Origin of the sequence: Bacillus sp. AFS031507 (assembly GCF_002584635.1) — a bacterium.
In the GTDB taxonomy this organism is placed as follows: Bacteria; Bacillota; Bacilli; order Bacillales; family Cytobacillaceae; genus Neobacillus.
The window spans coordinates 289,356-310,510 of sequence record NZ_NUOW01000003.1; the positions used below are offsets into that span (position 1 = coordinate 289,356).

Annotated in this window: 18 protein-coding genes and 1 pseudogene; 10 read left to right on the plus strand and 9 right to left on the minus strand. The window is 37.2% G+C overall.

The annotated features are described in order from the left end of the window. The first annotated feature begins 4 nt into the window (after positions 1-4). On the plus strand, positions 5-1,159 hold the full coding sequence (locus COE25_RS05365) for a THUMP domain-containing class I SAM-dependent RNA methyltransferase (RefSeq protein ID WP_088088753.1): 1,155 nt from the start codon (positions 5-7) through the stop codon (positions 1,157-1,159). A gap of 60 nt (positions 1,160-1,219) precedes the next feature. Continuing rightward, the gene (locus tag COE25_RS05370) at positions 1,220-3,142 is read left to right on the plus strand and encodes an ATP-dependent DNA helicase (RefSeq protein ID WP_088088752.1); all 1,923 of its coding nucleotides are present in this window, start codon (positions 1,220-1,222) and stop codon (positions 3,140-3,142) included. A gap of 58 nt (positions 3,143-3,200) precedes the next feature. Here COE25_RS05370 and COE25_RS05375 read toward each other — a convergent pair whose 3' ends face one another. From COE25_RS05375 to COE25_RS05395, 5 genes are read right to left on the minus strand one after another with little or no spacing between them, the layout of a single operon-like run. After that, entirely contained in the window at positions 3,201-3,500 is a 300-nt protein-coding gene (locus tag COE25_RS05375; RefSeq protein WP_088088751.1) for a metal-sulfur cluster assembly factor, read from the minus strand. Positions 3,501-3,513: 13 nt separating this feature from the next. Then, positions 3,514-4,758 (minus strand): hypothetical protein, encoded by a 1,245-nt coding sequence (locus COE25_RS05380; RefSeq protein WP_098931681.1) that lies wholly within the window; start codon positions 4,756-4,758, stop codon positions 3,514-3,516. A 14-nt stretch (positions 4,759-4,772) separates the two neighbouring features. Continuing rightward, on the minus strand, positions 4,773-4,979 hold the full coding sequence (locus tag COE25_RS05385) for a DUF2249 domain-containing protein (protein ID WP_088088749.1): 207 nt from the start codon (positions 4,977-4,979) through the stop codon (positions 4,773-4,775). Positions 4,980-5,006: 27 nt separating this feature from the next. After that, on the minus strand, positions 5,007-5,234 hold the full coding sequence (locus COE25_RS05390) for a DUF2249 domain-containing protein (protein WP_098931683.1): 228 nt from the start codon (positions 5,232-5,234) through the stop codon (positions 5,007-5,009). A gap of 46 nt (positions 5,235-5,280) precedes the next feature. Beyond that, entirely contained in the window at positions 5,281-5,973 is a 693-nt protein-coding gene (locus COE25_RS05395; protein ID WP_098931685.1) for a Crp/Fnr family transcriptional regulator, read from the minus strand. A 225-nt stretch (positions 5,974-6,198) separates the two neighbouring features. On the opposite strand from COE25_RS05395, the gene COE25_RS05400 reads away from it, so the two are divergent. Beyond that, the gene (locus COE25_RS05400) at positions 6,199-8,562 is read left to right on the plus strand and encodes a nitric-oxide reductase large subunit (RefSeq protein WP_098931687.1); all 2,364 of its coding nucleotides are present in this window, start codon (positions 6,199-6,201) and stop codon (positions 8,560-8,562) included. A gap of 18 nt (positions 8,563-8,580) precedes the next feature. Here COE25_RS05400 and COE25_RS30525 read toward each other — a convergent pair whose 3' ends face one another. Next, the gene (locus COE25_RS30525) at positions 8,581-8,733 is read right to left on the minus strand and encodes a hypothetical protein (protein WP_179195911.1); all 153 of its coding nucleotides are present in this window, start codon (positions 8,731-8,733) and stop codon (positions 8,581-8,583) included. Between the two features lie 117 nt (positions 8,734-8,850). Between COE25_RS30525 and COE25_RS05405 the strand changes: the two genes are divergently transcribed. The 3 genes and pseudogenes from COE25_RS05405 to COE25_RS05415 all read left to right on the plus strand — a co-directional run bounded on the left by COE25_RS05405 (position 8,851) and on the right by COE25_RS05415 (position 12,198). Continuing rightward, positions 8,851-9,084, plus strand: coding sequence for a DUF2249 domain-containing protein (locus tag COE25_RS05405; protein WP_098931689.1), 234 nt, complete (start codon positions 8,851-8,853; stop codon positions 9,082-9,084). A gap of 429 nt (positions 9,085-9,513) precedes the next feature. Continuing rightward, a pseudogene (locus COE25_RS05410) lies at positions 9,514-10,448 on the plus strand (transposase). A gap of 232 nt (positions 10,449-10,680) precedes the next feature. Then, positions 10,681-12,198, plus strand: a complete 1,518-nt coding sequence (locus COE25_RS05415) for a carboxypeptidase M32 (protein ID WP_373605338.1) — start codon at positions 10,681-10,683, stop codon at positions 12,196-12,198. Positions 12,199-12,422: 224 nt separating this feature from the next. On the opposite strand, the gene COE25_RS05420 is transcribed toward COE25_RS05415, so the two are convergent. From COE25_RS05420 to COE25_RS05430, 3 genes are read right to left on the minus strand one after another with little or no spacing between them, the layout of a single operon-like run. Then, positions 12,423-14,090: a b(o/a)3-type cytochrome-c oxidase subunit 1 gene (locus tag COE25_RS05420; RefSeq protein WP_098931694.1), complete on the minus strand. Its 1,668-nt coding sequence runs from the start codon at positions 14,088-14,090 to the stop codon at positions 12,423-12,425. Next, on the minus strand, positions 14,090-14,566 hold the full coding sequence (locus COE25_RS05425) for a cytochrome c oxidase subunit II (RefSeq protein ID WP_088088742.1): 477 nt from the start codon (positions 14,564-14,566) through the stop codon (positions 14,090-14,092). The genes COE25_RS05420 and COE25_RS05425 overlap by 1 nt, the downstream gene beginning before the upstream one ends. A gap of 21 nt (positions 14,567-14,587) precedes the next feature. Next, positions 14,588-14,737, minus strand: a complete 150-nt coding sequence (locus COE25_RS05430) for a cytochrome c oxidase subunit 2A (protein ID WP_098931696.1) — start codon at positions 14,735-14,737, stop codon at positions 14,588-14,590. Positions 14,738-15,471: 734 nt separating this feature from the next. Between COE25_RS05430 and COE25_RS05435 the strand changes: the two genes are divergently transcribed. From COE25_RS05435 to COE25_RS05450, 4 genes are all read left to right on the plus strand, one after another. Continuing rightward, entirely contained in the window at positions 15,472-16,560 is a 1,089-nt protein-coding gene (locus COE25_RS05435; RefSeq protein ID WP_098931698.1) for a type III polyketide synthase, read from the plus strand. A gap of 1 nt (position 16,561) precedes the next feature. Beyond that, positions 16,562-17,131 carry an isoprenylcysteine carboxyl methyltransferase family protein gene (locus tag COE25_RS05440; protein ID WP_098931701.1) on the plus strand — a complete coding sequence of 190 codons (570 nt, stop codon included), beginning with the start codon at positions 16,562-16,564 and terminating at the stop codon, positions 17,129-17,131. Between the two features lie 29 nt (positions 17,132-17,160). Continuing rightward, a complete protein-coding gene (locus COE25_RS30530; protein ID WP_180247417.1) occupies positions 17,161-17,319 on the plus strand; it encodes a hypothetical protein in 159 nt (52 codons plus the stop codon). A gap of 155 nt (positions 17,320-17,474) precedes the next feature. Continuing rightward, the gene (locus COE25_RS05450) at positions 17,475-21,125 is read left to right on the plus strand and encodes a dynamin family protein (RefSeq protein WP_098931706.1); all 3,651 of its coding nucleotides are present in this window, start codon (positions 17,475-17,477) and stop codon (positions 21,123-21,125) included. Positions 21,126-21,155: the final 30 nt, after the last annotated feature.

Genomic DNA, 21,155 nt, shown 5'->3' on the forward strand with positions numbered 1-21,155 from the left:
AAAAATGGGAAATTATCAATTAATAGCTACGGCGGCAATGGGACTTGAAGCTTTAGTTGCCAAAGAAGTACGATCATTAGGATATGACTGTGAAGTTGAAAATGGCAAAGTCACCTACACTGGTGATGAATATGCGATAGCCCGCAGTAATTTATGGCTCCGAACAGCGGACAGAATTAAGATCAAGGTCGGAGAATTTAAGGCTTATACCTTTGATGAATTATTCGAGAAAACCAAGGCACTCCCGTGGGAAAAATTCTTACCTGAAGACGCGGAATTTCCTGTGGTTGGTAAATCTGTAAAGTCAAAGCTCTTTAGTGTTTCTGATTGCCAGGCAATTGTTAAAAAAGCAGTGGTAGAACGAATGAAACAACATTATAAACGAAGTACCTGGTTTGAGGAAACCGGTGCTTATTTTCGCATCGAAGTGGCACTATTAAAAGATGTTGCTACAATCACCATTGACACTAGTGGTCAAGGGCTTCATAAACGCGGCTATCGTCTCGATCAGGGGGAGGCACCCCTAAAGGAAACACTTGCTGCTGCACTTGTCTTACTTACCAATTGGAAGGCAGACCGTCCTTTTATGGATCCTTTCTGCGGCTCAGGGACAATTCCCATTGAAGCGGCGATGATAGGGCAAAATATCGCTCCAGGTTTTAACAGAGAATTTGTTTCTGAGCGTTGGAATTGGTTTTCTTCAAAGATTTGGGAGGACGCTAGAAATGAAGCAGAGGACCTTGCAAATTATGATCAACCATTAGACATATTAGGCACTGATATCGACCATAGAATGGTGAAAATTGCCCAAGAAAACGCCTTTGAAGCCGGATTCGCTGACTTAATTCATTTCAAGCAAATGCAGGTTAAAGATATTTCTACCAATAAACAGTATGGTGTCATAGTCGGAAATCCACCTTATGGTGAAAGACTTGGGGATAAAAAAGCGGTCGAACACATGTATAAAGAAATGGGTGAAGCATTCAATGCGCTTGATACATGGTCAATTTATATCCTGACTTCTAATGAACAGTTCGAACAATTTTATGGAAAGCCAGCGACAAGGAAGAGAAAGCTATTTAATGGCTTTATTCGTACTGACCTTTATCAATATTGGGGAAAGAAACCTCCTCGTCAAAATGAACTGAATCTAGAATAATCAATCGATTAATATACTTATGTTTGTGGTAACACATGAAAGTTTTTTGGGGAGGGTACTATGCAAAAACGCATGCCATTTGACATTGCAAAAACTGAGTCCTTTTATGATAAATTAGGTGAATGGATTGGTGACTTATTTTATGATGTTTTGCCTGAAGCTGGATTCGAACTAAGAGATGAACAGATATATATGGCTTTTCAACTTGAAAATGCCTACAAAGATAAAAAAGTAATGTTTGCTGAAGCAGGCGTCGGAACGGGGAAAACCATCGTATATTTGCTTTATGCGATAATGTATGCACGTTATACCAATCGTCCGGCTGTTATTGCTTGTGCGGATGAGACTTTAATTGAGCAGTTGGTTAAAAAAGAGGGAGATATCGCAAAGCTGGAGAAAATTCTTGGCCTGGATATCGATGTCCGTTTGGCAAAATCGCGAGATCAATACCTTTGTTTAAAAAAGCTAGACCTGACCAGGAATACTGATTTTTCAGATGAGATTTCAGATATTTATGAAAAACTGCCTGATTTTGTTCATTCTGTTGGCTCCATGCAAACATTTGAAAAATATGGTGACAGAAGAGATTATCCAGCTTTATCAGATGAAAAATGGAGTGAAGTTAATTGGGATGCTGTCCAAGATTGTTTTTCTTGTGAAAAGCGTCATCGCTGTGGGCTGACTTTGCACCGTGATTATTATCGACATTCAGAGGATTTAATTATCTGTTCCCATGATTTTTATATGGAGCATATCTGGACAAAGGAATCAAGAAAGCGAGAAGGGCAGCTTCCGCTTTTACCTGAACATTCTTCCGTTGTTTTTGATGAAGGACACCTGCTTGAATATGCAGCGCAAAAAGCATTGAGCTACCGGTTTACTGATTATACATTAGAAACCCTGCTCAATAGGTTAATGGAAAATGAAGTACGTGAGAAGACCTTGTATACGATTGATGAGGCTTTATTAGATAACGAGGCATTTTTTGATGCGATTTCACAATTCTCCTCTCTTTCACAAGGTTCTGAAAAACAAATGATTACGAAGCATCCATTAGTTTTAAAAACATGCAGAAAGTTACTTTCAACCCTTCAAGGATTAGAGGAGGAATTAGTGTTTGAAAGTGAGTTATATGTCATTAATGAGTACGATCTGAAAATTGTCGAGGAATATTTGGAGCAAATCACCTATTCGTTATCACTTTTTCTTCAGGAATTAAACGGAATCACTTGGTTCGAGGAAAAAGGGGGAGAACGCACACTGGTTATTATGCCTAAAATGGTCGAGGAAGTAATGCGGGAAGAAGTTTTCACTCAGAAAAAGCCGTTTATTTTCTCATCTGCGACGCTAGCAAATCAAAAGTCGTTCGACTATATTGCTTCTAGTATCGGGGTTGATGACTACTTATCTTTTTCAGTGACATCCCCTTTTGATTATGATGATAGGATGGAGCTTTACCTTCCAAAATTTAAAGATGCTGATATTGAAGGGAAATTAGAATATATTTTAGAGGAAATTCGCAAATCAGAGGGACGCGCATTAGTTCTTTTAAATAATAAAGAGGAATTGGCTCAACTAAAGAAAAAGCTATCAGGAGCAGTCCCGTATCCAGTTTATTTTGAAGGCGATGAAGAAATAAGCACACTTGTTTCTAAATTTCAGAATGAAGAACATGCGATACTTTGTTCACTTCATCTATGGGAAGGTCTTGATATTCCGGGAAGATCACTTGAAAATGTCTTGATATTTTCACTTCCTTTTCCACCTAATGACCCTGTCTTTACCGCAAAAAAGGCCGGTGTAGATAACCCATTTACGGAAGTTGACTTGCCGTATATGCTTCTCCGCTTACGTCAAGGCGTTGGCCGCTTGATCAGGAGTGAAAAGGATCAAGGAACGGTTCATATTTTAGTTGATGAAGATATCGACACAAATGTCTTACAGAAAATTAAAGAAGTATTGCCAACAGAGGCTAAAGATTGATATTCATGAAGAATAAACAAAGCGGAAGGACCTATTAAAGGCTCTTCCGCTTTGTATTTTATCTACCTAATAATCGTAGGCCTTCAGCTGTCATTTTGTCTGGTGACCAGGCTGGCTCCCAGACAAGATTTACTTCAACTTTTTTAGTTTCATCCATTCCTTCCACACAATAACGTACCCCGCTGGTTATGCTGTCATGGAGTGGGCAGCCGGGTGTTGTTAACGTCATGGTAATAGTAACATCAGTGGTTTCTGTTACCTCTACATTATAAATTAAGCCTAGGTCAACGACATTTATATTTAATTCAGGATCGTAAACACTCTTTAACTCAGTTAGGATCTTTTCTTTTATATTCATCATAAACACCTCACTATTTTTTTAATACGCTCAGGATATTAATTGCAATGATAATAAAAACAATCGAAAGTACGGACTGACCAACATTAAAGAGAATAGCAATATGAAAAGCTAGAGCACAAAAAACTATCAGTATAGCGACGATAAATAAAGAAAATAACGGAATAACCATTTTTTCATTCATCATCTCTTTTAATGAAGGGACCTTATTTTTCCCGATTTCCTTACTGTATTTGTAAGTCCACCAAAGGAATGGAACTATTTTATATAAATAACTAACAATACTTAAGACAATCCAAAGTAATAAATAGGCATAGATAAGCGGGCCAGTAAAAGTGTTAACATCATGATTCCAAAGCATAATAAAAGCTGCAAAATGAATGACATTTCCAAACCCAATAGCCACTAGTGCAATCGTAAAAGGTTTATCTAATGTTTTCTTCAATCTTTTTTTGATGATTATTCTAATATGCCAGCTGAAAATGGAAAATCCTATTAAAAGCAGCAAGAAACCAATTTTCAAAAGGGTATTGTTATTAGTAAAGAAGGAAACCAGCGATACAACAAGACCTGAAAGATAAAAAACATAAACATATTTAGCCTGAATCATCGGAAAACCATGAGTTAGCGAAAACATAGGCACCATCTTATATGAAAATCCAAAAATTAACAATGTAAACCAACCAGTAACTCCCATTAATAAATGGGCTTTAAAAATCGATTGATAATATTCACCGGCAAATCCTGTTTTTAAGCAATAAATCAATGTAATCCCTAAAGAAATCGTAATAAATAAACAAACAAGGGACGAACCGACGAAAGCTGTAAGAATAGTTGGTTTTGCTTGTTTTTTTAGTGTCATAAACATTTGGAATAAAAACATTAAGATGCCGAGTAAAGTAAGGACACCAGGAATCATTGCATTTTGTGGTGACCAATATAACATCGCTGAAAATGATGTTATACCGATCGCAGTAAGAAAAAATTGTATAAAACCAAATCTTTCATTCCATATTTTAGTTAGGAATGCAACAGGTACAAGCTGATACATCGCTCCCATTGCTGCCATTAATGCCCAGCCTATAATTAATAAATGGGCTGTTGCCCAAATTACTGGGATTCTAAAGCTCCCATCCCCCATCAATTGACCATTTTCTAAAAGAAGAATTTGTGAAAACACCAAGGCAATTAAACTAAACAAGATAAATGAAAATGGAAGCTTAATATTCGTTTCACTTCCCATATTTTGAGGAAGCATGACATTTCACCCTCTTACCGGAAGATTTCAATTTTAAAACTTCCGTCATTTTGTTGTTCTGTACGCTGCTGATAGCCTAATTCTTCTAATTGCTCATAAAGGAACATCGGCCTGCGGTCATTAATTATTGTCAAAACCTCATTTTTCCCAAGGGTTTCCAAGGCGGCTAAGGTTCTCATCATTGGCTGTGGCGGTTCTAAACCTCGATTATCCAAAATCATGAATATTCACCCCTTCTTCCATTAAGCTTACTTTGTAAAAGTTACTTTCCAATGTTTACTCTCAATTTCTTCTTCTTCATGAGTAAAGCCTTTTGCTTTTAATACCGCGAAAAGTGGTACTGGTTTAAAGGGGGCATGAAGGATAAATATATCATTATCCTTTACTTGCTTAATAGCCTCCATTATTTTTTGAAAGGGTTCAATTTTATTCTTTAAATCCTCGCGTACATCAAGTTCGATAATTCGTTGTTCCATCGTAGTTACAACTCCTCTTATATTTTATAAATCCAAGCCTGCTAAATTAATAGAATAATTCCCGCTGAAGAGCTTCCCTGTCAATTAGGTAAAAACCATCCTCATCCAAGGCAACATAGTCTTTCTTTTTCACATGATTGATCGTCCTACTGACAGTTTCTCTTGAAGTGCCAATCATATTGGCTAATTCGCGATTGGTGAACTGCGTTGTTAGCTTATAGCGCTCGCCAACCATCTCGCCATTTGATTTACAGAGCCTAATAAGTAGTAATATTATTTGTTCAAAAGTGTTATGGAGAACTTGTGCTTCTAATCTTCCCTGCAAATCTACTATTTTTTCTCCTAATACTTTGAATAACTTGATGCAAAGCTCTGGATAGGAAATAAGTATTTCTTCAAACTTATCTATGGGAATAACAATCAGATTTGTATCTTCCATCACTTCAGCATGAGCTGGGAAATTTCCTTTTCTGAAAAATCCTGCATGTGGAAACATTTCACCAGGTTCAAGCACGGATATTAGTTGTTCTTTCCCTGATTGGTCTGTTTTACAGATCTTTATTTTTCCACTATGAATAAAGAAAACTCGGTCAAGTGGATCGTCCTGCATAAAAATATACATCTTATGTTTATAAAAACGAGTTTGTGCAATCTTCACGATGGGCTCTAATTCTTCTGCCGATAATTCTTTGAAGATTGGGACCTCAGACAATCTTTTTACTATGTCCTCTTGCTTCATTAACCTCACCTTCGTATTAGTAATTCTGTTTGACTAAATTGTAGCAGTGTTTTCACTGTAATTATGTGACCTCCGTCATAGATAACTAGTTTTTATGAAAATAATTCTCAGTCGGAACTGTGGTGTGGGAAATATCACAGGAGTACGATGAGTTGCTTCACTGTGTGACGGTCTTGTGAAAGTTACAATACGATTTGTGAGAAAATATGAAAGGGTGAATTTGGAATGGAAATACAACGGGGAACACCAACCAAAAAAGTGGTGAAGACGAATAAAAATGCAATGCTTAAATCAATATTAGTTATAACCATTTTACTGAGCTTCACTGTATTACTAGTAGGTGGCTATTGGATCTTTAAGGAGCAGGCACCAAGACCTGTAGAGGTTACCAATGAAAAGGGTGACGTTTTATTTACAAAAGATACAATTATGGGCGGACAGGCCGTTTTTCAAAAGTACGGTTTAATGGATTATGGTACCGTTTTAGGTCACGGTTCTTATATGGGTCCCGATTATACAGCGGAAGCTTTAAAGCTCTATACTGAAGGAGTGCGAGATTTTAAAGCAAATGATGAATTCGGGAAAGATTATGCTTCATTAAATGAAGATCAAAAATCCGTTATAAAAAATAAAGTAATAAAAGAAATGCGTAAAAATCGTTATGATAGCAATAGCGATACAATGAAACTAACAAATGCTCAAGCGTTTGGACTTGAAAAAGTAAGAGAGTACTATAAAAAGATATTTACTAAAGGCGACGGTTGGGGGTTAAAGGCAAACCTTATTAAAGAAGGGGATATGCCAAAAGACGATCGAGCTTATGTTGCAAAAGGGGATCAAATCACCCAAATATCTGATTTCTTTTTCTGGACTGCATGGCTTTCAAGTACAGTCCGTGAAGGTGATAAAATCACGTATACTAATAATTGGCCTTACTATGAAGACGCAGGAAACCAATTATCCTTTTCTGCTATTTGGTGGAGTGGTGCTAGCATAACATTATTTGTATTAATGGTTGGAGTTATCCTATTTGTTTTCTACCGTTATCAATTTGGTATGCAGGATGCCTATAAAGAAGGTAATTTCCCTCGAATTGATTTACGGAAAGTGCCGGTGACGAGCTCTCAGGTGAAAACAGGAAAATACTTCGTCATTGTGGCAGCATTATTCTTTGTACAGTGTATGTTTGGGGCGTTACTAGCTCACTATTATATCGAACCTGATAGTTTCTTCGGTATGAAGTGGATTCACGATATTCTTCCATTTAATATTACAAAAGGTTACCACCTACAGCTTGCTATCTTCTGGATCGCTACGGCATGGCTTGGAATGGGAATATATGTAGCGCCGCTAGTTGGAGGTTATGAGCCTAAGAAACAAGGTTTATTAGTAGATATTTTATTCTGGGCACTGGTTGTCCTTGTTGTCGGAAGTATGGTCGGAGAATGGCTAGGTGCAAATGGCTACTTAGGAAACAACTGGTTCTTATTCGGTCATACTGGCTGGGAGTACATTGAGCTTGGACGTATCTGGCAGATTATTTTGATTGTCGGTATGCTAATTTGGCTGTTTATCGTTTATAGAGGTGTCAGGGCTGGTCTGAAGAGAGAGAATGATAAAGGCGGACTTATTCATCTGTTATTCTACTCAGCCATCGCGGTGCCAGCATTCTATATATTTGCCTTGTTTATCAACCCAGGTACAAGCTTCACATTTGCAGATTACTGGCGCTGGTGGATTATTCACTTATGGGTAGAAGGTATTTTTGAGGTTTTTGCGGTTGTTGTTATTGGTTACTTATTGGTTCAACTCGGTCTTGTAACGAAAAAATCTACAGTAAGACAACTTTATTTCCAATTGATCCTGCTCTTGGGCAGTGGGGTAATTGGAATTGGTCACCACTACTACTATAATGGTTCAGCAGAAGTTTGGCTGGCTCTTGGAGCAGTATTCTCAGCATTAGAAGTAATTCCGTTAACATTGTTAATCCTTGAAGCATATGAGCAATATAAGATGATGCGTGAGGGTGGGGTAGATTTCCCATACAAAGGAACGTTCTGGTTCTTAATCTCTGTTGCTATTTGGAACTTAGTTGGCGCAGGTGTGCTTGGATTCTTAATTAACTTACCGGCAGTCAGCTATTTTGAACACGGACAATTCTTAACACCTGCTCACGGTCATGGATCCATGATGGGTGTGTACGGAATGTTTGCATGTGCAGTATTACTTTACTCATTGAGAAACATTGTAAAACCAGAGGCATGGAATGATAAGTGGATTAAATTTAGCTGTATCATGTTAAACGTTGGACTTGCAGGAATGGTTTTCCTATCCTTGCTTCCTGATGGTTTCATTCAAATCAAAGAAGCTTTTAATCATGGTTATGCTGCTTCTCGTTCAGCATCATTCCTACAAAAGGATATTGTTGAAACATTATTAACATGGCGTGCGGTGCCTGACACCATTTTCTTAATCGGAGTGGTAGTATTATTGTTATTCTGTATTAAAGCAATCTTTAATTTACGGAAGCCAACCCACAAAGAAGGAGAAAAACTCCCTGTTAAAGATCTTTCAATTGACGAGGATTAATAGAAAAATCCGCAAAGGTCAGCTTTGCGGATTTTCTTTGTTCAAAATCAATATTTCGTGGCATTCAAAACAATAAATCTCTTTCTCCTCGGTATGGATACCGTTAAAAAAGCCATCTAAGCAATAAATTTCTTTACTGCAGCACTTACACTTTCCAATTAGTTCCTTCATTGGTCATACCCCCTGTATTAACAAAATCATCTTATTGGTGTGATACCACTCACTAAGTTTTAGACCAAGTTTCCTTATAATAAAAAAGAAGTTAACAAACTAATGGGAGTGAAAATAATGCAAACTTACGCAAAAGTCATTAATGTTCCAGATTTTCCACCACGTGAAAAACATCCAACAATCTTTGGCGGATTTGACGGTTTAGTATCAGGTGAGACAATGATGATTGTAAATGACCATGACCCTAGACCACTATTATATCAATTCATGATGGAAAGACCTGAGCAATTCTCTTGGGAGTACCTTGAGGAAGGTCCTGAAACATGGAGAGTAGCCATTGCTAAGAAGTAATCGTTGAAAAAAGTGACTTCTTAACAATCCCAGTTGTTTAACCATTTGGTAGTGCTTTATTTAGTTATTTTTCATCTAGCATCCTCTTTTCCCTATAAATATATTTTACAACAGAACTTCTTTCTGTTGTCAGGCAGTCGAGAAACTTTCGGCAGTCTATTATTTTCTACAATAACTTTAACAATTCACCGCGTTAATTTGTTATGATAGATAGGCTTTGCAACATGTCTGTTGATTTGCGCTCCAGGCACTTCGCTTTCCGCGGGCGTGCCGGGGAGCCTCCTCGGCGCTGAAGCGCCTGCGGGGTCTCCCCTGCCCCGTACTCCCGCAGGAGTCTACGTGCCTTCCGCGCAAATCAACAGAGCTGTAAAATCAATAATGCACTGCTCTAAACACAACCAATCAATAAAAAATTAAGTGGGGAAATCTATGTTTAAACCAAGAGTATCTACCCAAAGTGAATATGAATTTGTTTCTATTGATGAATTGGTTCCTGACAATCACCTTCTTCGTTTAATCGATAAATATATTGATCTTTCATTCCTTCTTGAAAAGATACGTCCTTATTATAGTGATGATAACGGACGCCCTTCCGATCCCGCTATTCATCCGATCCGAGCGACAATTACAAAGAGAAATTGAAATGAATGTTGCCTGCCGCTGGTTTTTAGGCCTGAAATTTAAGGAACCTGTTCCACATCACTCAACGATTAGTTGGAAACGCCAACATCGTTTTAAAGGTACCGATATCTTTCAGGAAATTTTTGATGAGATTGTTCTCCTGGCAATGAATCACAAGATGGTAGGTGGTCGTGTCTTATTTTCGGATTCTACTCATTTAAAGGCAACGCTAATAAACATTAATTCACAAAACAAGAAATTGAAGTAGAGACTTGTGAATATTTTGATGAATTGAATAAAGCCGTAGAAGAGTACAGATGATTAGCTCACGAAAAAAAGCCGTTAAAGGAAAGGAAAGAAGTGAAGGAAACTAAAGAAATTCGGGTTAGTACAACTGATCCTGAATGTGGATTTATGTCTCGTGAAAACTGCTCACTTCTTTCCCAATGTACACGCTCCAAAAATAAGATAAAAGTAGTGACACGTCATGTTTGGGAAGAGCACAAGGAAAAGGTAAGGGAAAATCGCTTATCTAAATCTGGAAAAATGCTTTATAAATTTAGAAAGGAAAAAATTGAGCAAAGCTTCGCAAACTCAAAAGAGTTGCACGGGCTTCGCTATTGCCGGTTAGGGATTGAAGAAAGCAAGCGAACAGGCTTCTTACGGCAGCCTGCCAAAATATGAAAAAGATTGCAACACAATTAGCAAGGCTAGAAAAAGTGTGTTGCAATTCTTTAGGTTGATTACCTCCCCGGCACGCCCGCGGAAAGCGAAGTGCCTGGAGCGCAAATCAACAGGCCCATTAGCGGGTACAATGAATAATTAAATGCTGAGAATAAAAAATTGCCGAGAAAAATACCCTTTCTGACAACAGAACTTCTTTCTGTTGTTTTTTTATTAACTTGTGAACAGTATTTTGCATACTTTTCAGAATAATGTGTTAAAATTTAATGGGAATTAAAAGGGGGGATTGCATTGAATTATGAACTATTAGAAAAAGAATTTCTAGATTATGTGAAAAAGATGTCTGCCTACAACGAAGCACTTGGATTAGTTTATTGGGATCTAAGAACTGGGGCCCCGAAGCAAGGGGTGGAACAACGGTCCGAAGTAATTGGGATGTTATCATCCGAAGTATTTAAAATGTCTACTTCTGAAGAGATGGCAGCATACATAGCTAATTTATCAAAACAATCACTGTCAGAAAAGACTCGCAAAATCCTCGAAGAATGTAAAAAAGAATATGAAAGAAATAAAAAAATCCCAGCTGAAGAATACAAGGAATTTGTGATTCTCCAGTCAAAGGCAGAGAGTGTGTGGGAGGAAGCGAAGGAAAATTCGGATTTTGCCTTATTTAGTCCTTACTTAGAAAAGCTTGTCGCGATGACAAAAAAGTTTATCACATATTGGGGTCATGAAGTTAATAAATATGATGTGTTATTAGATATGTACGAACCTGGCATCACAATGAAAGTTTTAGATCAAGTATTTGGTGAATTAAGAGATAAAATAGTTCCTTTGGTTAAACAAATTTCAAAATCTCCACATAAACCAAAAACGGATTTTCTATATGAAAAATTTCCAAAGGAAAAACAACGTGAATTTAGTTTGAAGATCCTTGGCAAAATAGGTTATAACTTTCAAGCAGGAAGACTGGATGAAACCGTTCATCCTTTTGCAATTGGGTTAAATCCTGGCGATGTCCGCGTTACCACCAAATATGACGAAAACGACTTTCGGACAGCAGTTTTTGGTACGATTCATGAAGGCGGTCATGCTTTATATGAACAGAATGTTTCTAAAGACTTGATTGGGACTCCTCTTTGTTCAGGAACATCAACTGGAATTCACGAATCTCAGTCTCTTTTTTATGAGAACATCCTTGGACGAAGTTTACCATTTTGGAAAAATAACTACGATCTTTTAAAAGAATATGCAAATGGTCAATTTGACCAAGTGGAAATTGAAGAATTCTATCGCGCTATAAACGAATCTAAACCGTCATTCATTAGAATTGAAGCAGATGAATTAACATACCCGCTCCATGTTATTATCCGCTATGAAATTGAAAAAGGCTTATTCAATGATGAGATCGATGTAAAGGATTTACCGACTATTTGGAATGACAAGTACGAAGAATACTTAGGAATTTGCCCTGAAAATGATGCACAGGGAGTTCTTCAAGATGTCCATTGGGCAGGAGGCAGCTTTGGTTATTTCCCATCTTATGCCTTAGGCTATATGTATGCAGCACAATTTAAGCATAAAATGATGGATGATCTTCCGAACTTTGATCAATTAGTCGAAGACGGTACCATTTTGCCGATAAAAGAATGGCTGACCGAAAATATCCACCAATATGGAAAAATGAAAAAACCGCTTGAAATCTTACAGGATGTTACAGGAGAAGGCCTAAGTCCTAAATATTTAATTGATTATCTTTATGAGAAATATAGAAAGATTTATTTGTTAAATGAAAAAGGCTCATTGTGATTAAAGCAATGTAACAATGAAACAAAAGGGCTTCAATCGATGAGATTGAAGCCCTTTTCTTACAAGATAAGAAAATATAAGTTTTTGAACTTAGATAACTGTCTAGCTCCAGCGCCTAGGGGCTCGGGGTCATAAGCCAATCCGTCCTGAAGGTTAAAAAGCAACCTTCACGCCGGCTCGTCTTATGCCGGTCGCCCCTAAACAAGGCGCTTCCGCTTTTCTTATTACCATTTACTCCAAGTCTGAAATCCTTTTGAACCTGGAGGGGCATTTTGAATAATATCGATAAACGGAATCGTGTAAGCAAAAAGAATAAGGGCTGCTGCAATTCCAAGCCACAGTTTCCAGTTTTCAAATACCATTGGTGCTTTTTCATCAAGATTTTCTGCAACAGCAACAGGGAATTCCTCTTCCCCTTTTGGAGCAAAGAAGGCAAGATTGATAAATATGATAATAACCAGAATAATCCCTAGGAATAAAATGGTCCCGCCAACTGCTTGAGCGATTTGATAAGGAATCCATTCTGCTGCTTGCTTTGCCCCGCCGTAGGTAGAGAAAGCGGAACGTCTTGGACCGCCAAGGAGACCTTGAAAGTGCATTGCACCTGACATGAATGCCATTCCAATAAACCAAACCCATGCTTGGATTATTCCTAATTTATTCATTGCTTTTGTCAATTTACGTCCAGTTAAATGTGGTACCAACCAATAGGAGATCCCAAAGAACGTTAATACAACCGAAGTTGCAGCAGTTAAATGGAAGTGTCCTGTCACCCAAATAGTATTATGAACTACCTGGTCCATTTGATTGGATGCATTGATAATACCACCAGCTCCAGCAGGAATAAATGATGCCATACCAATAAATGGAACTGTGAAACGAGCATCTCCCCATGGCAGAACCTTAAACCAGCCAAACAGGCCTTTTGCTCCTTTTGAGCGACCATATCTCTCGAAGGTTGCGAAAAGAGAGAAGGCAGTCATTAACGATGGAATAATAACCATGAATGTTAGGATAACCTGTAAGTACTTCCAGGCAGGGTCAATACCTGGCTCTGTTAATTGATGGTGAAAACCAACCGGAATCGAGAATAGCAGGAACAAAATAAATGACAAACGTGCTAATGAATCAGAAAAAATTTTCCCACCAATAATTTTCGGGATAATCGCATACCAACACATATATGCAGGCAATAACCAGAAATAAACAAGTGGATGCCCAAAATACCAGAATAAAGTCCGACTTACTAACACATCAACAGTATCAACTAATCCAAGCGACCAAGGAAGTAATTGGAACAATACGGTTGCTGCAACTCCAAGAGTAGCAATAATCCACATGACTGTATTTATAACAGCCATAAAGCTTAATAACGGACTTGGCTGCCCGGGATTATTCTTCCTCCATTTTGCATAGGTCATGATTTGTGAAGCACCATCAATCCAGCTTCCTATAACGACGAAGGTTAAGCCTAAGTAAAATATCCAATGGGCTTTAAGAGGTGCATAAAAAGTGTAAAGTACGGATGCTTCCTTAAGTAAAACCATGGTAGCTGCCATTAAGGTACCGACTAACATGATCCAAAAACCGATCCAGCCAGTGCGGCGGGCAGCATTTGAATGACCGCCAGTGGTTCTGCTTACGGCAGCATACTGAAATCCCATAATAAAAAATGTCGTTAAAACCAATCCCATTAAAACACCATGGACGGTTAAGATTTGGTAGTAATCAATACCCCATGGAAGCTCCCATTTACCGGAACGGACAAGGGTTTGTAAAAGCCCCATTAAACCACCAAGTGCAAGTGCAGAGAAGGCAACAAAAAAGTGGGCCATTGAAAGCTTTGCATCACGAGGATCAACTTTTACTTTTGCTGCTGTCGAGTTAGCCATTATTTTACCACCTCAATCATCGAACTCATTAAATGGTGACCAGCACCACAATATTCATTACAAACAATTAAATATTCACCAGCTTTATCAAACGTGGTTGTATATTCGCTGACATAACCAGGTTCAAGCATCATGTTAATATTTGTGCCAGCTACTTCAAACCCGTGGACAACATCTTTGGTTGTAGCAATAACTTTTACCTTAGCCCCAACTGGTACTTCCACTTTCACTGGATTATAGGAGAACGCTGCAGCTACATATACTAATTCATAGTCCCAATCCTTACCTTCAACCTTATGTAATCCTGGTTTATCAAATGGTTTTGTTTGATCGACCTTATCCACATTAATCGTAGTTAAACAACTTGGCGGCTTGTTGCCAAGATAGAATGCGCTTACACCCACAACTGTCAAAAATACTACCAGTGCACTAATTCCGAAAGTTAGCCAAATCTTCTCGAACTTATGCATATGCATAATTCTTTCCCCCTTCAATTATTAAAAGCGTTCAACAAATAGGTAATAGACACTTACCCAAGTGACAACAATAAAAGCTCCCAATAAGAAAACGGACGCTAATGTCCCTTTAAGAGAAGAGCTGTCTTCTATTTCTGTTTTTTTGTTTGTTTTAAGTTCCGCATTCGCCATCCCCCTGCACTCCCTTCAGAGTAGTTAAAATAAATGATTAGTTCTCTTTCATAATACAAAACAATTGTGAAGAAAAAATAACAAAATTAGCAGTTCACAAAATGTTCATTCCTTAGATATCTACTATGTTAATATTATAAAATTGATGTAACAGTGATTTATATCACAATTGCCAGGGGTTATTTGTGACTAAAATGTGAACTATCACACTTTACCTGTGATAAAAGTAATTGAATAATCATTCACACACGAAATTAACCACCCTTTTTGAAATGAATGTCACACTTTGGAATCCTATAAATATGATATTAAGAAATTCATATTTTCCTTCAGAAAAGAGTGTGTTTTTGTGGAAAAATATTATTGTGATAATTGCCGCCTTTTGTATGACCAGGTAGAAATCTGTAAAATCTGCGGAACATTAGTAAAAAATAAAATTAAAATTGAAGTTCAAAAACAACCCGATAAAAAATAAGGTGAAAAAACATTAATAAGCATTTTTCTTGCTGTTTATTTAGAAATTCGGAACTGGAAATCATTAGTTAATGAATGAAATCAATATCCATTATATAATTTAAGAGCACAGCAACAACCTTCAAAACGTTTGCTTCCCAGAGTGGAAACTTTTGGTTTCCTCTTTATATAGGGAAGCTTTTTTTTTGCTTTCTGAAACTCTTGAATAAAAACCTTTAAACTGGAAAAAATACCCTTACATAGATTGAAGGAGAAAAAACATGCCTACAATTATTTCAGTTGCAGAGGTTACTCCCCCTTTTGAAGTTAATCAAAATCAAGCTTTGGAGTTTGCACGAGAGCTTTTCTCAGATTCCTTTAAGGATATTGAAAGACTTTTACGAGCTTTTCAAAATGGACAAATTGAAAAAAGACATTTTGTTAAAAATCTCGATTGGTTTAAAGAAGAACATACTTTTGAAGAAAAAAATTCTGCATATATTGAATCTGCGGTGATACTTGGAAAAGAAGCAATCGAGAAGTGTTTAAATAATAAGGATTACTTAAAGCGAAATATTAATTATCAAGAAATTGATATCATTTTTTTTATCTCAACCACGGGGATGGCCACACCTAGTATCGAAGCGAGAATCATGAATCTCCTCCCGTTTAATTCACACACAAAGAGGATGCCTATTTGGGGACTTGGCTGTGCAGGCGGTGCTGCTGGTCTATCGAGAGCCTATGAATATTGTCTTGCCTTTCCAAAAGCAAAGGCCCTAGTACTCTCAGTTGAGCTTTGCAGCCTAACGTTTCAGCGCAACGATCTTTCGAAAAGTAATTTAATCGGAACTTCTTTGTTTGCCGATGGTGTAGCCTGTGCCTTGGTTTGCGGTGATGATTCATACTTTTCAGATTTCAGGAAGAAGCCGACATCCCCCTCCATCATTGCTACACAGTCCACTCTTATGCCGAACTCTTTAGATGTAATGGGCTGGGCTATTAAGAGCACGGGGCTGTTTGTCGTATTTTCTCGGGATATCCCCCAGATCATAGAGGAGTGGTTAAAGCCGAATGTAAGTGGATTTTTAGGTGAACATCAAATCAACCTTGAACAAATAGACTATTTTATTGCTCATCCGGGTGGAAAAAAAGTGATAGATGCCTATGTAAAATCATTAGAGTTACCTCCATCCATGACTGACGTTTCACTTGAAGTGTTAAAACAATTTGGGAATATGTCTTCAACAACGATATTTTATGTGCTGAAACGTTACATGGAGATGGATATTCCTCAGGATGCTTTAGGACTTGGTACCGCGCTTGGACCTGGTTTCAGTTCCGAACTGCTTTTATTTAGGTGGGAGTAAAATGAAAGATATTATCTCATTTCTGATATTAGTAGGATTCATCGGCCTTCAGCGGATTGTTGAGCTAAGAATAGCAAAAAGCAATGAAAAGTGGATGAAGAAACGTGGGGCCATTGAATTTGGCGAAAAGCATTATCGTTATATGGTGACGATGCATGCACTGTTTTTTATTTTCTTAAGTTGTGAAAAAATTTTCATGAATTTGGGTCTATCTCCTTTATGGGGCATCCTAATAATTGTTTTTCTTATAGCCCAGCTATTTAGAATATGGGCGATCGCGTCATTAGGAAGGTTTTGGAATACAAAAATTATTGTCTTAAGAAATGCGAATGTGATTAGAAAGGGACCATACCGTTTTATCAGACATCCCAATTATTTTGTTGTTGCGGTTGAACTGGCTGTTATTCCATTGTTGTTCAACGCTTATTTTACAGCTAGTTTATTTACGATATTAAATATCATCGTGCTTAGGATTCGTATACCTGAGGAGGAAAAGGCGCTTAGGGAGCTGACGGAATATGAAGGGACATTTCAGGATTGTAATCGTTTTCTACCTAAAGTTGTTAAATAATTGTGACAGTTAAAAATGGGCTATTGAAAATGATTATCACCTATGTTAAACTTTGGTTATCGATGAAAATCATTCTCAATGAAAGTCTGATAAGGAAGGTGTTACAAATGACTTTTGCTTTAGTTGGTGGAACGGTTATTATTTATGCATATGTCATGAAGCACGTCTTAAAAAACGTTACACATTAAATTAATAGTGTATTTTGGGAGCCAGGGTCTTACACCTTGGCTTTTGTCGTTTTTGGAAAAAATTTGTTTTATGTAAAAGAAGTGTCAAGATAGGAAAAGTTTGAATTATCGTATAAAATAAAAAATATTACAAAGTTGCTAAGGGGAATAAGTAAATGGTGAAAATAGCCCATCAAGAAGAAGTCATCCAAACACTAAAAACTAAAATCGTTTCAGTATTTGAATATATAAACGAACAAGAAGATTATGAAAATGCGGAAAAAATAAAACAACTAGCAAAGAAGCTGAAGAACAAAGAGTTTATGATTGCATTTTGTGGTCATTTCTCTGCAGGAAAATCGACAATGATCAATCAACTCGTTGGAGAGAATTTACTTCCATCTAGTCCAATTCCGACTAGTGCAAACTTAGTGAAAGTAAAAGCTGGAGAAGAATATGCAAAGGTCTTTTTCAAAAATGAAAAGCCTCGCATCTATTTAGCTCCGTATGATTATGAATTAGTTAAAAATTATTGCAAAGACGGCGATCAAATTGAAGAAATTGAAATTAGTCACAGTCACTCAGGCTTACCTGATAATACGGTAATCATGGATACACCTGGTATTGATTCTGCTGATGATGCCCACCGGATTGCAACCGAATCAGCAATTCATCTTGCCGATATCGTTCTATATGTCATGGATTTTAACCACGTCCAAGCAGAGTTGAATTTTTTATTTACAAAGGAATTAACCCAAGCTGGAAAAGAAGTTTATTTAGTAATTAACCAAATTGATAAACACAAGGATGAAGAATTGAGCTTCGATGAGTTTCAAAACAGTGTGGTTGATTCGTTTGCATCGTGGGGAGTGAAACCAGCAAGAATTTTTTATACTTCTTTGAAAAATAAAAACCATGCCTTCAATGAATTCAATGATCTTCAGAAATTTATTACAGAAAAATTGGCCTCTAAAGACCAATTATTAATACCATCGGTTTTTCATTCCTTAAAAAAAATTACCCAAGATCATATTGCTCAATTTAGTAAATTAGATGAGCGTGAGCTAAGACCTATCGTTGAGGTTTTGAATGAATTAACTGAGGACGAAATAAGTGAATTATCTAATAGTTCTCGAGAAATGGAAGGAAACCTCCGGACTTTAAAAGAGGGGGTAATCGGAACAGAGAAGGAATTTGATCATCAAATTGCCCAAATACTAAAAAACGCATACCTCATGCCATTTCAAACCAGAGAGTTAGCGGAGAGTTATTTGGAATCATGTCAACCGGAATTCAAAGTTGGATTCATATTTTCCAAGCAAAAGACGTTGGATGAGAAGAATGTGAGGCTTGAACGCTTTCATCATGATATTTATGATAAAACAAAATCTCAGCTCGAGTGGCACGTACGCGAATATTTACTACGCACCTTAAAGGAAATGGGTCTTGACGGGGGAGATTTACAGGGCTTGGCGCAGTCTTATTCAATCGATGTGCAGGCAAACCTTTTATCCGATACTGTTAAAACTGGGGCACGAGTATCAGGAGAATATGTCTTACATTACACAGAAGACGTGGGTAATGAAATTAAAAAAATCGCACGACAAAAACTGGCTATTTTTAAGGAAGAGTTCCTAAAAGCAGTAAAGCAACAAACAGCTAAATTAATAGGACAGTATGAACAGGAACTAAGCAAAAACGATCGATACCTAAATGCCTTGTCAGAACTAGAAAAGGTTAAGCAGAATGCTAAGTTGAAGGAAACAAAGATCGAAGAGTTATTAACACAAGATGATATTTTACAAGAAGATATTTATCATCTTTTTAGTCAGGACGAAGAAGAATATGAAGTGGTCAAAACACAGCTAAGGCCTGAAAACGGAAGTAGCAACAAGAAGAACGATTTGAAAGGCAAAGTGATTGAGGGTGCGAAAAATGATCCAAAGGTACTTCCATCAGGCAATCATTTGGAGAGAACCGTCGAACGTCTATTAAAGACTTCATCCTTAATTAAAGACCTCCCTGGTTTTTATAAGCTTTCTAAAGAATTATCCGAAAAAGCGGAAAGACTCGAAAACAAGGGATTTACCGTAGCATTATTTGGAGCATTTAGTGCAGGCAAATCTTCTTTTGCCAATGCACTTATGGGTGCTAAGATCCTGCCTGTTTCACCAAATCCAACGACTGCAGCCATTAACAAAATTAAACCTGTTACGGAAAGACATCCGCATGGCACCGTGCTTGTTAAGTTTAAGGAAGCATCAGCCATGCTTGAAGATGTAAATCGCTCATTAAGGGTTTTTGAACTCCAAGCAGATGATTTTGATGGTGCGGTCAAAAAAATTGACCAGGTTATGCTTCAAAAACAGCAAGAAGGCGGTGTCTTGGAGAAGACACATATTGCTTTCTTACAGGCATTTACTAAAGGTTATCAATCATTTGGTAATTATTTGGGAATCGTTCTTGAAACAGACTTAAGTGAATTTACCGATTTCGTTGCTAATGAAGAAAAATCCTGCTTCGTAGAATGGATTGAGCTCTACTACGAATGCGAGTTAACTAATAAAGGAATTACTCTGGTTGATACACCAGGAGCGGATTCTATCAATGCCCGCCATACAGGTGTCGCTTTTGATTACATTAAAAATTCGGATGCATGTTTTTTTGTTACCTATTACAATCATGCATTTTCGAAAGCAGATCGTGAATTTTTAATCCAGCTTGGACGTGTAAAGGAATCCTTTCAAATGGATAAAATGTTCTTTATTATTAATGCCATTGATCTTGCTGAGAATGAAGAAGAAAAGGAAACCGTTATTGAATATGTCGAGGAGCAGCTTAGCAAATATGGAATAAGAAATCCTCATCTCTATCCTGTATCAAGCTTGCTGGCATTAAAAGAAAAGGAGATTTCAAATCCTATTTCGGATTCTGGAATGGCTAACTTTGAGCAGGCCTTTTATCATTTTATTACTAATGAACTAACGGAAATGGCTATTTCCTCTGCAGAAAAAGAAATAACCCGGGTTCATGATTTAATTGATAAACTTATCAAAAGTTCACAGGAAGACCAAACTGTAAAAGAGAGAAAACGCGGGACTATTGAAAAACAAAAAGCAGTTATCTTAGTGTTATTGAAAAACCAAACGATTGAAAACTTGCAAAATCGTTTGTACCAGGAAGCAGAAGAGTTAGTTTATTACATTAAACAAAGAGTCTTCCTCCGCTTTGGAGATTTCTTTAGGGAGTCATTTAATCCCGCCATACTAAAGGATGATGGTCGTCATTTGAAAAAAGTATTACTAGCTGCACTGGATGAATTTCTCGAAAGTCTAGGCTTTGATTTTGCTCAGGAATTGCGAGCAACGACAGTCCGCCTGGAAAGATTTGCCGAAAAGCAATTGGCTGATTACCAATCAGGTCTCATCCGAAATTTACAAGAAATCAATCAAGACCTTTCCTTTTCAGCATTTGAAGTGAAGCATCAACAAGCAATCGAATTTCCTATCGCTTTTAAAGATATGAATAAACAATTATTTTCTAAAGCCTTGTCGTACTTTAAAAATCCAAAATCATTTTTTGAAAAAAATGAAAAAAAATTCATGAGTGATGAACTGTATCAAGTGCTGAATTTGCCTGCGGATGAATATCTATCGCATGGAGCTCACCGTTTAAAAACACATTATTCAGATGAAATAACAAAGGAATTCAATCGCCTATTAGAACAAATGAACGAACAAGTAAATGATTTTTATTTGAGTTATCTTTCAGCCTTAGATGGCGGAATTTCTATTGAATATTTAAGGGAAATACAAAAAAACTTATAAAGTATTAATCAATGACGAGGAGGAAGCTGC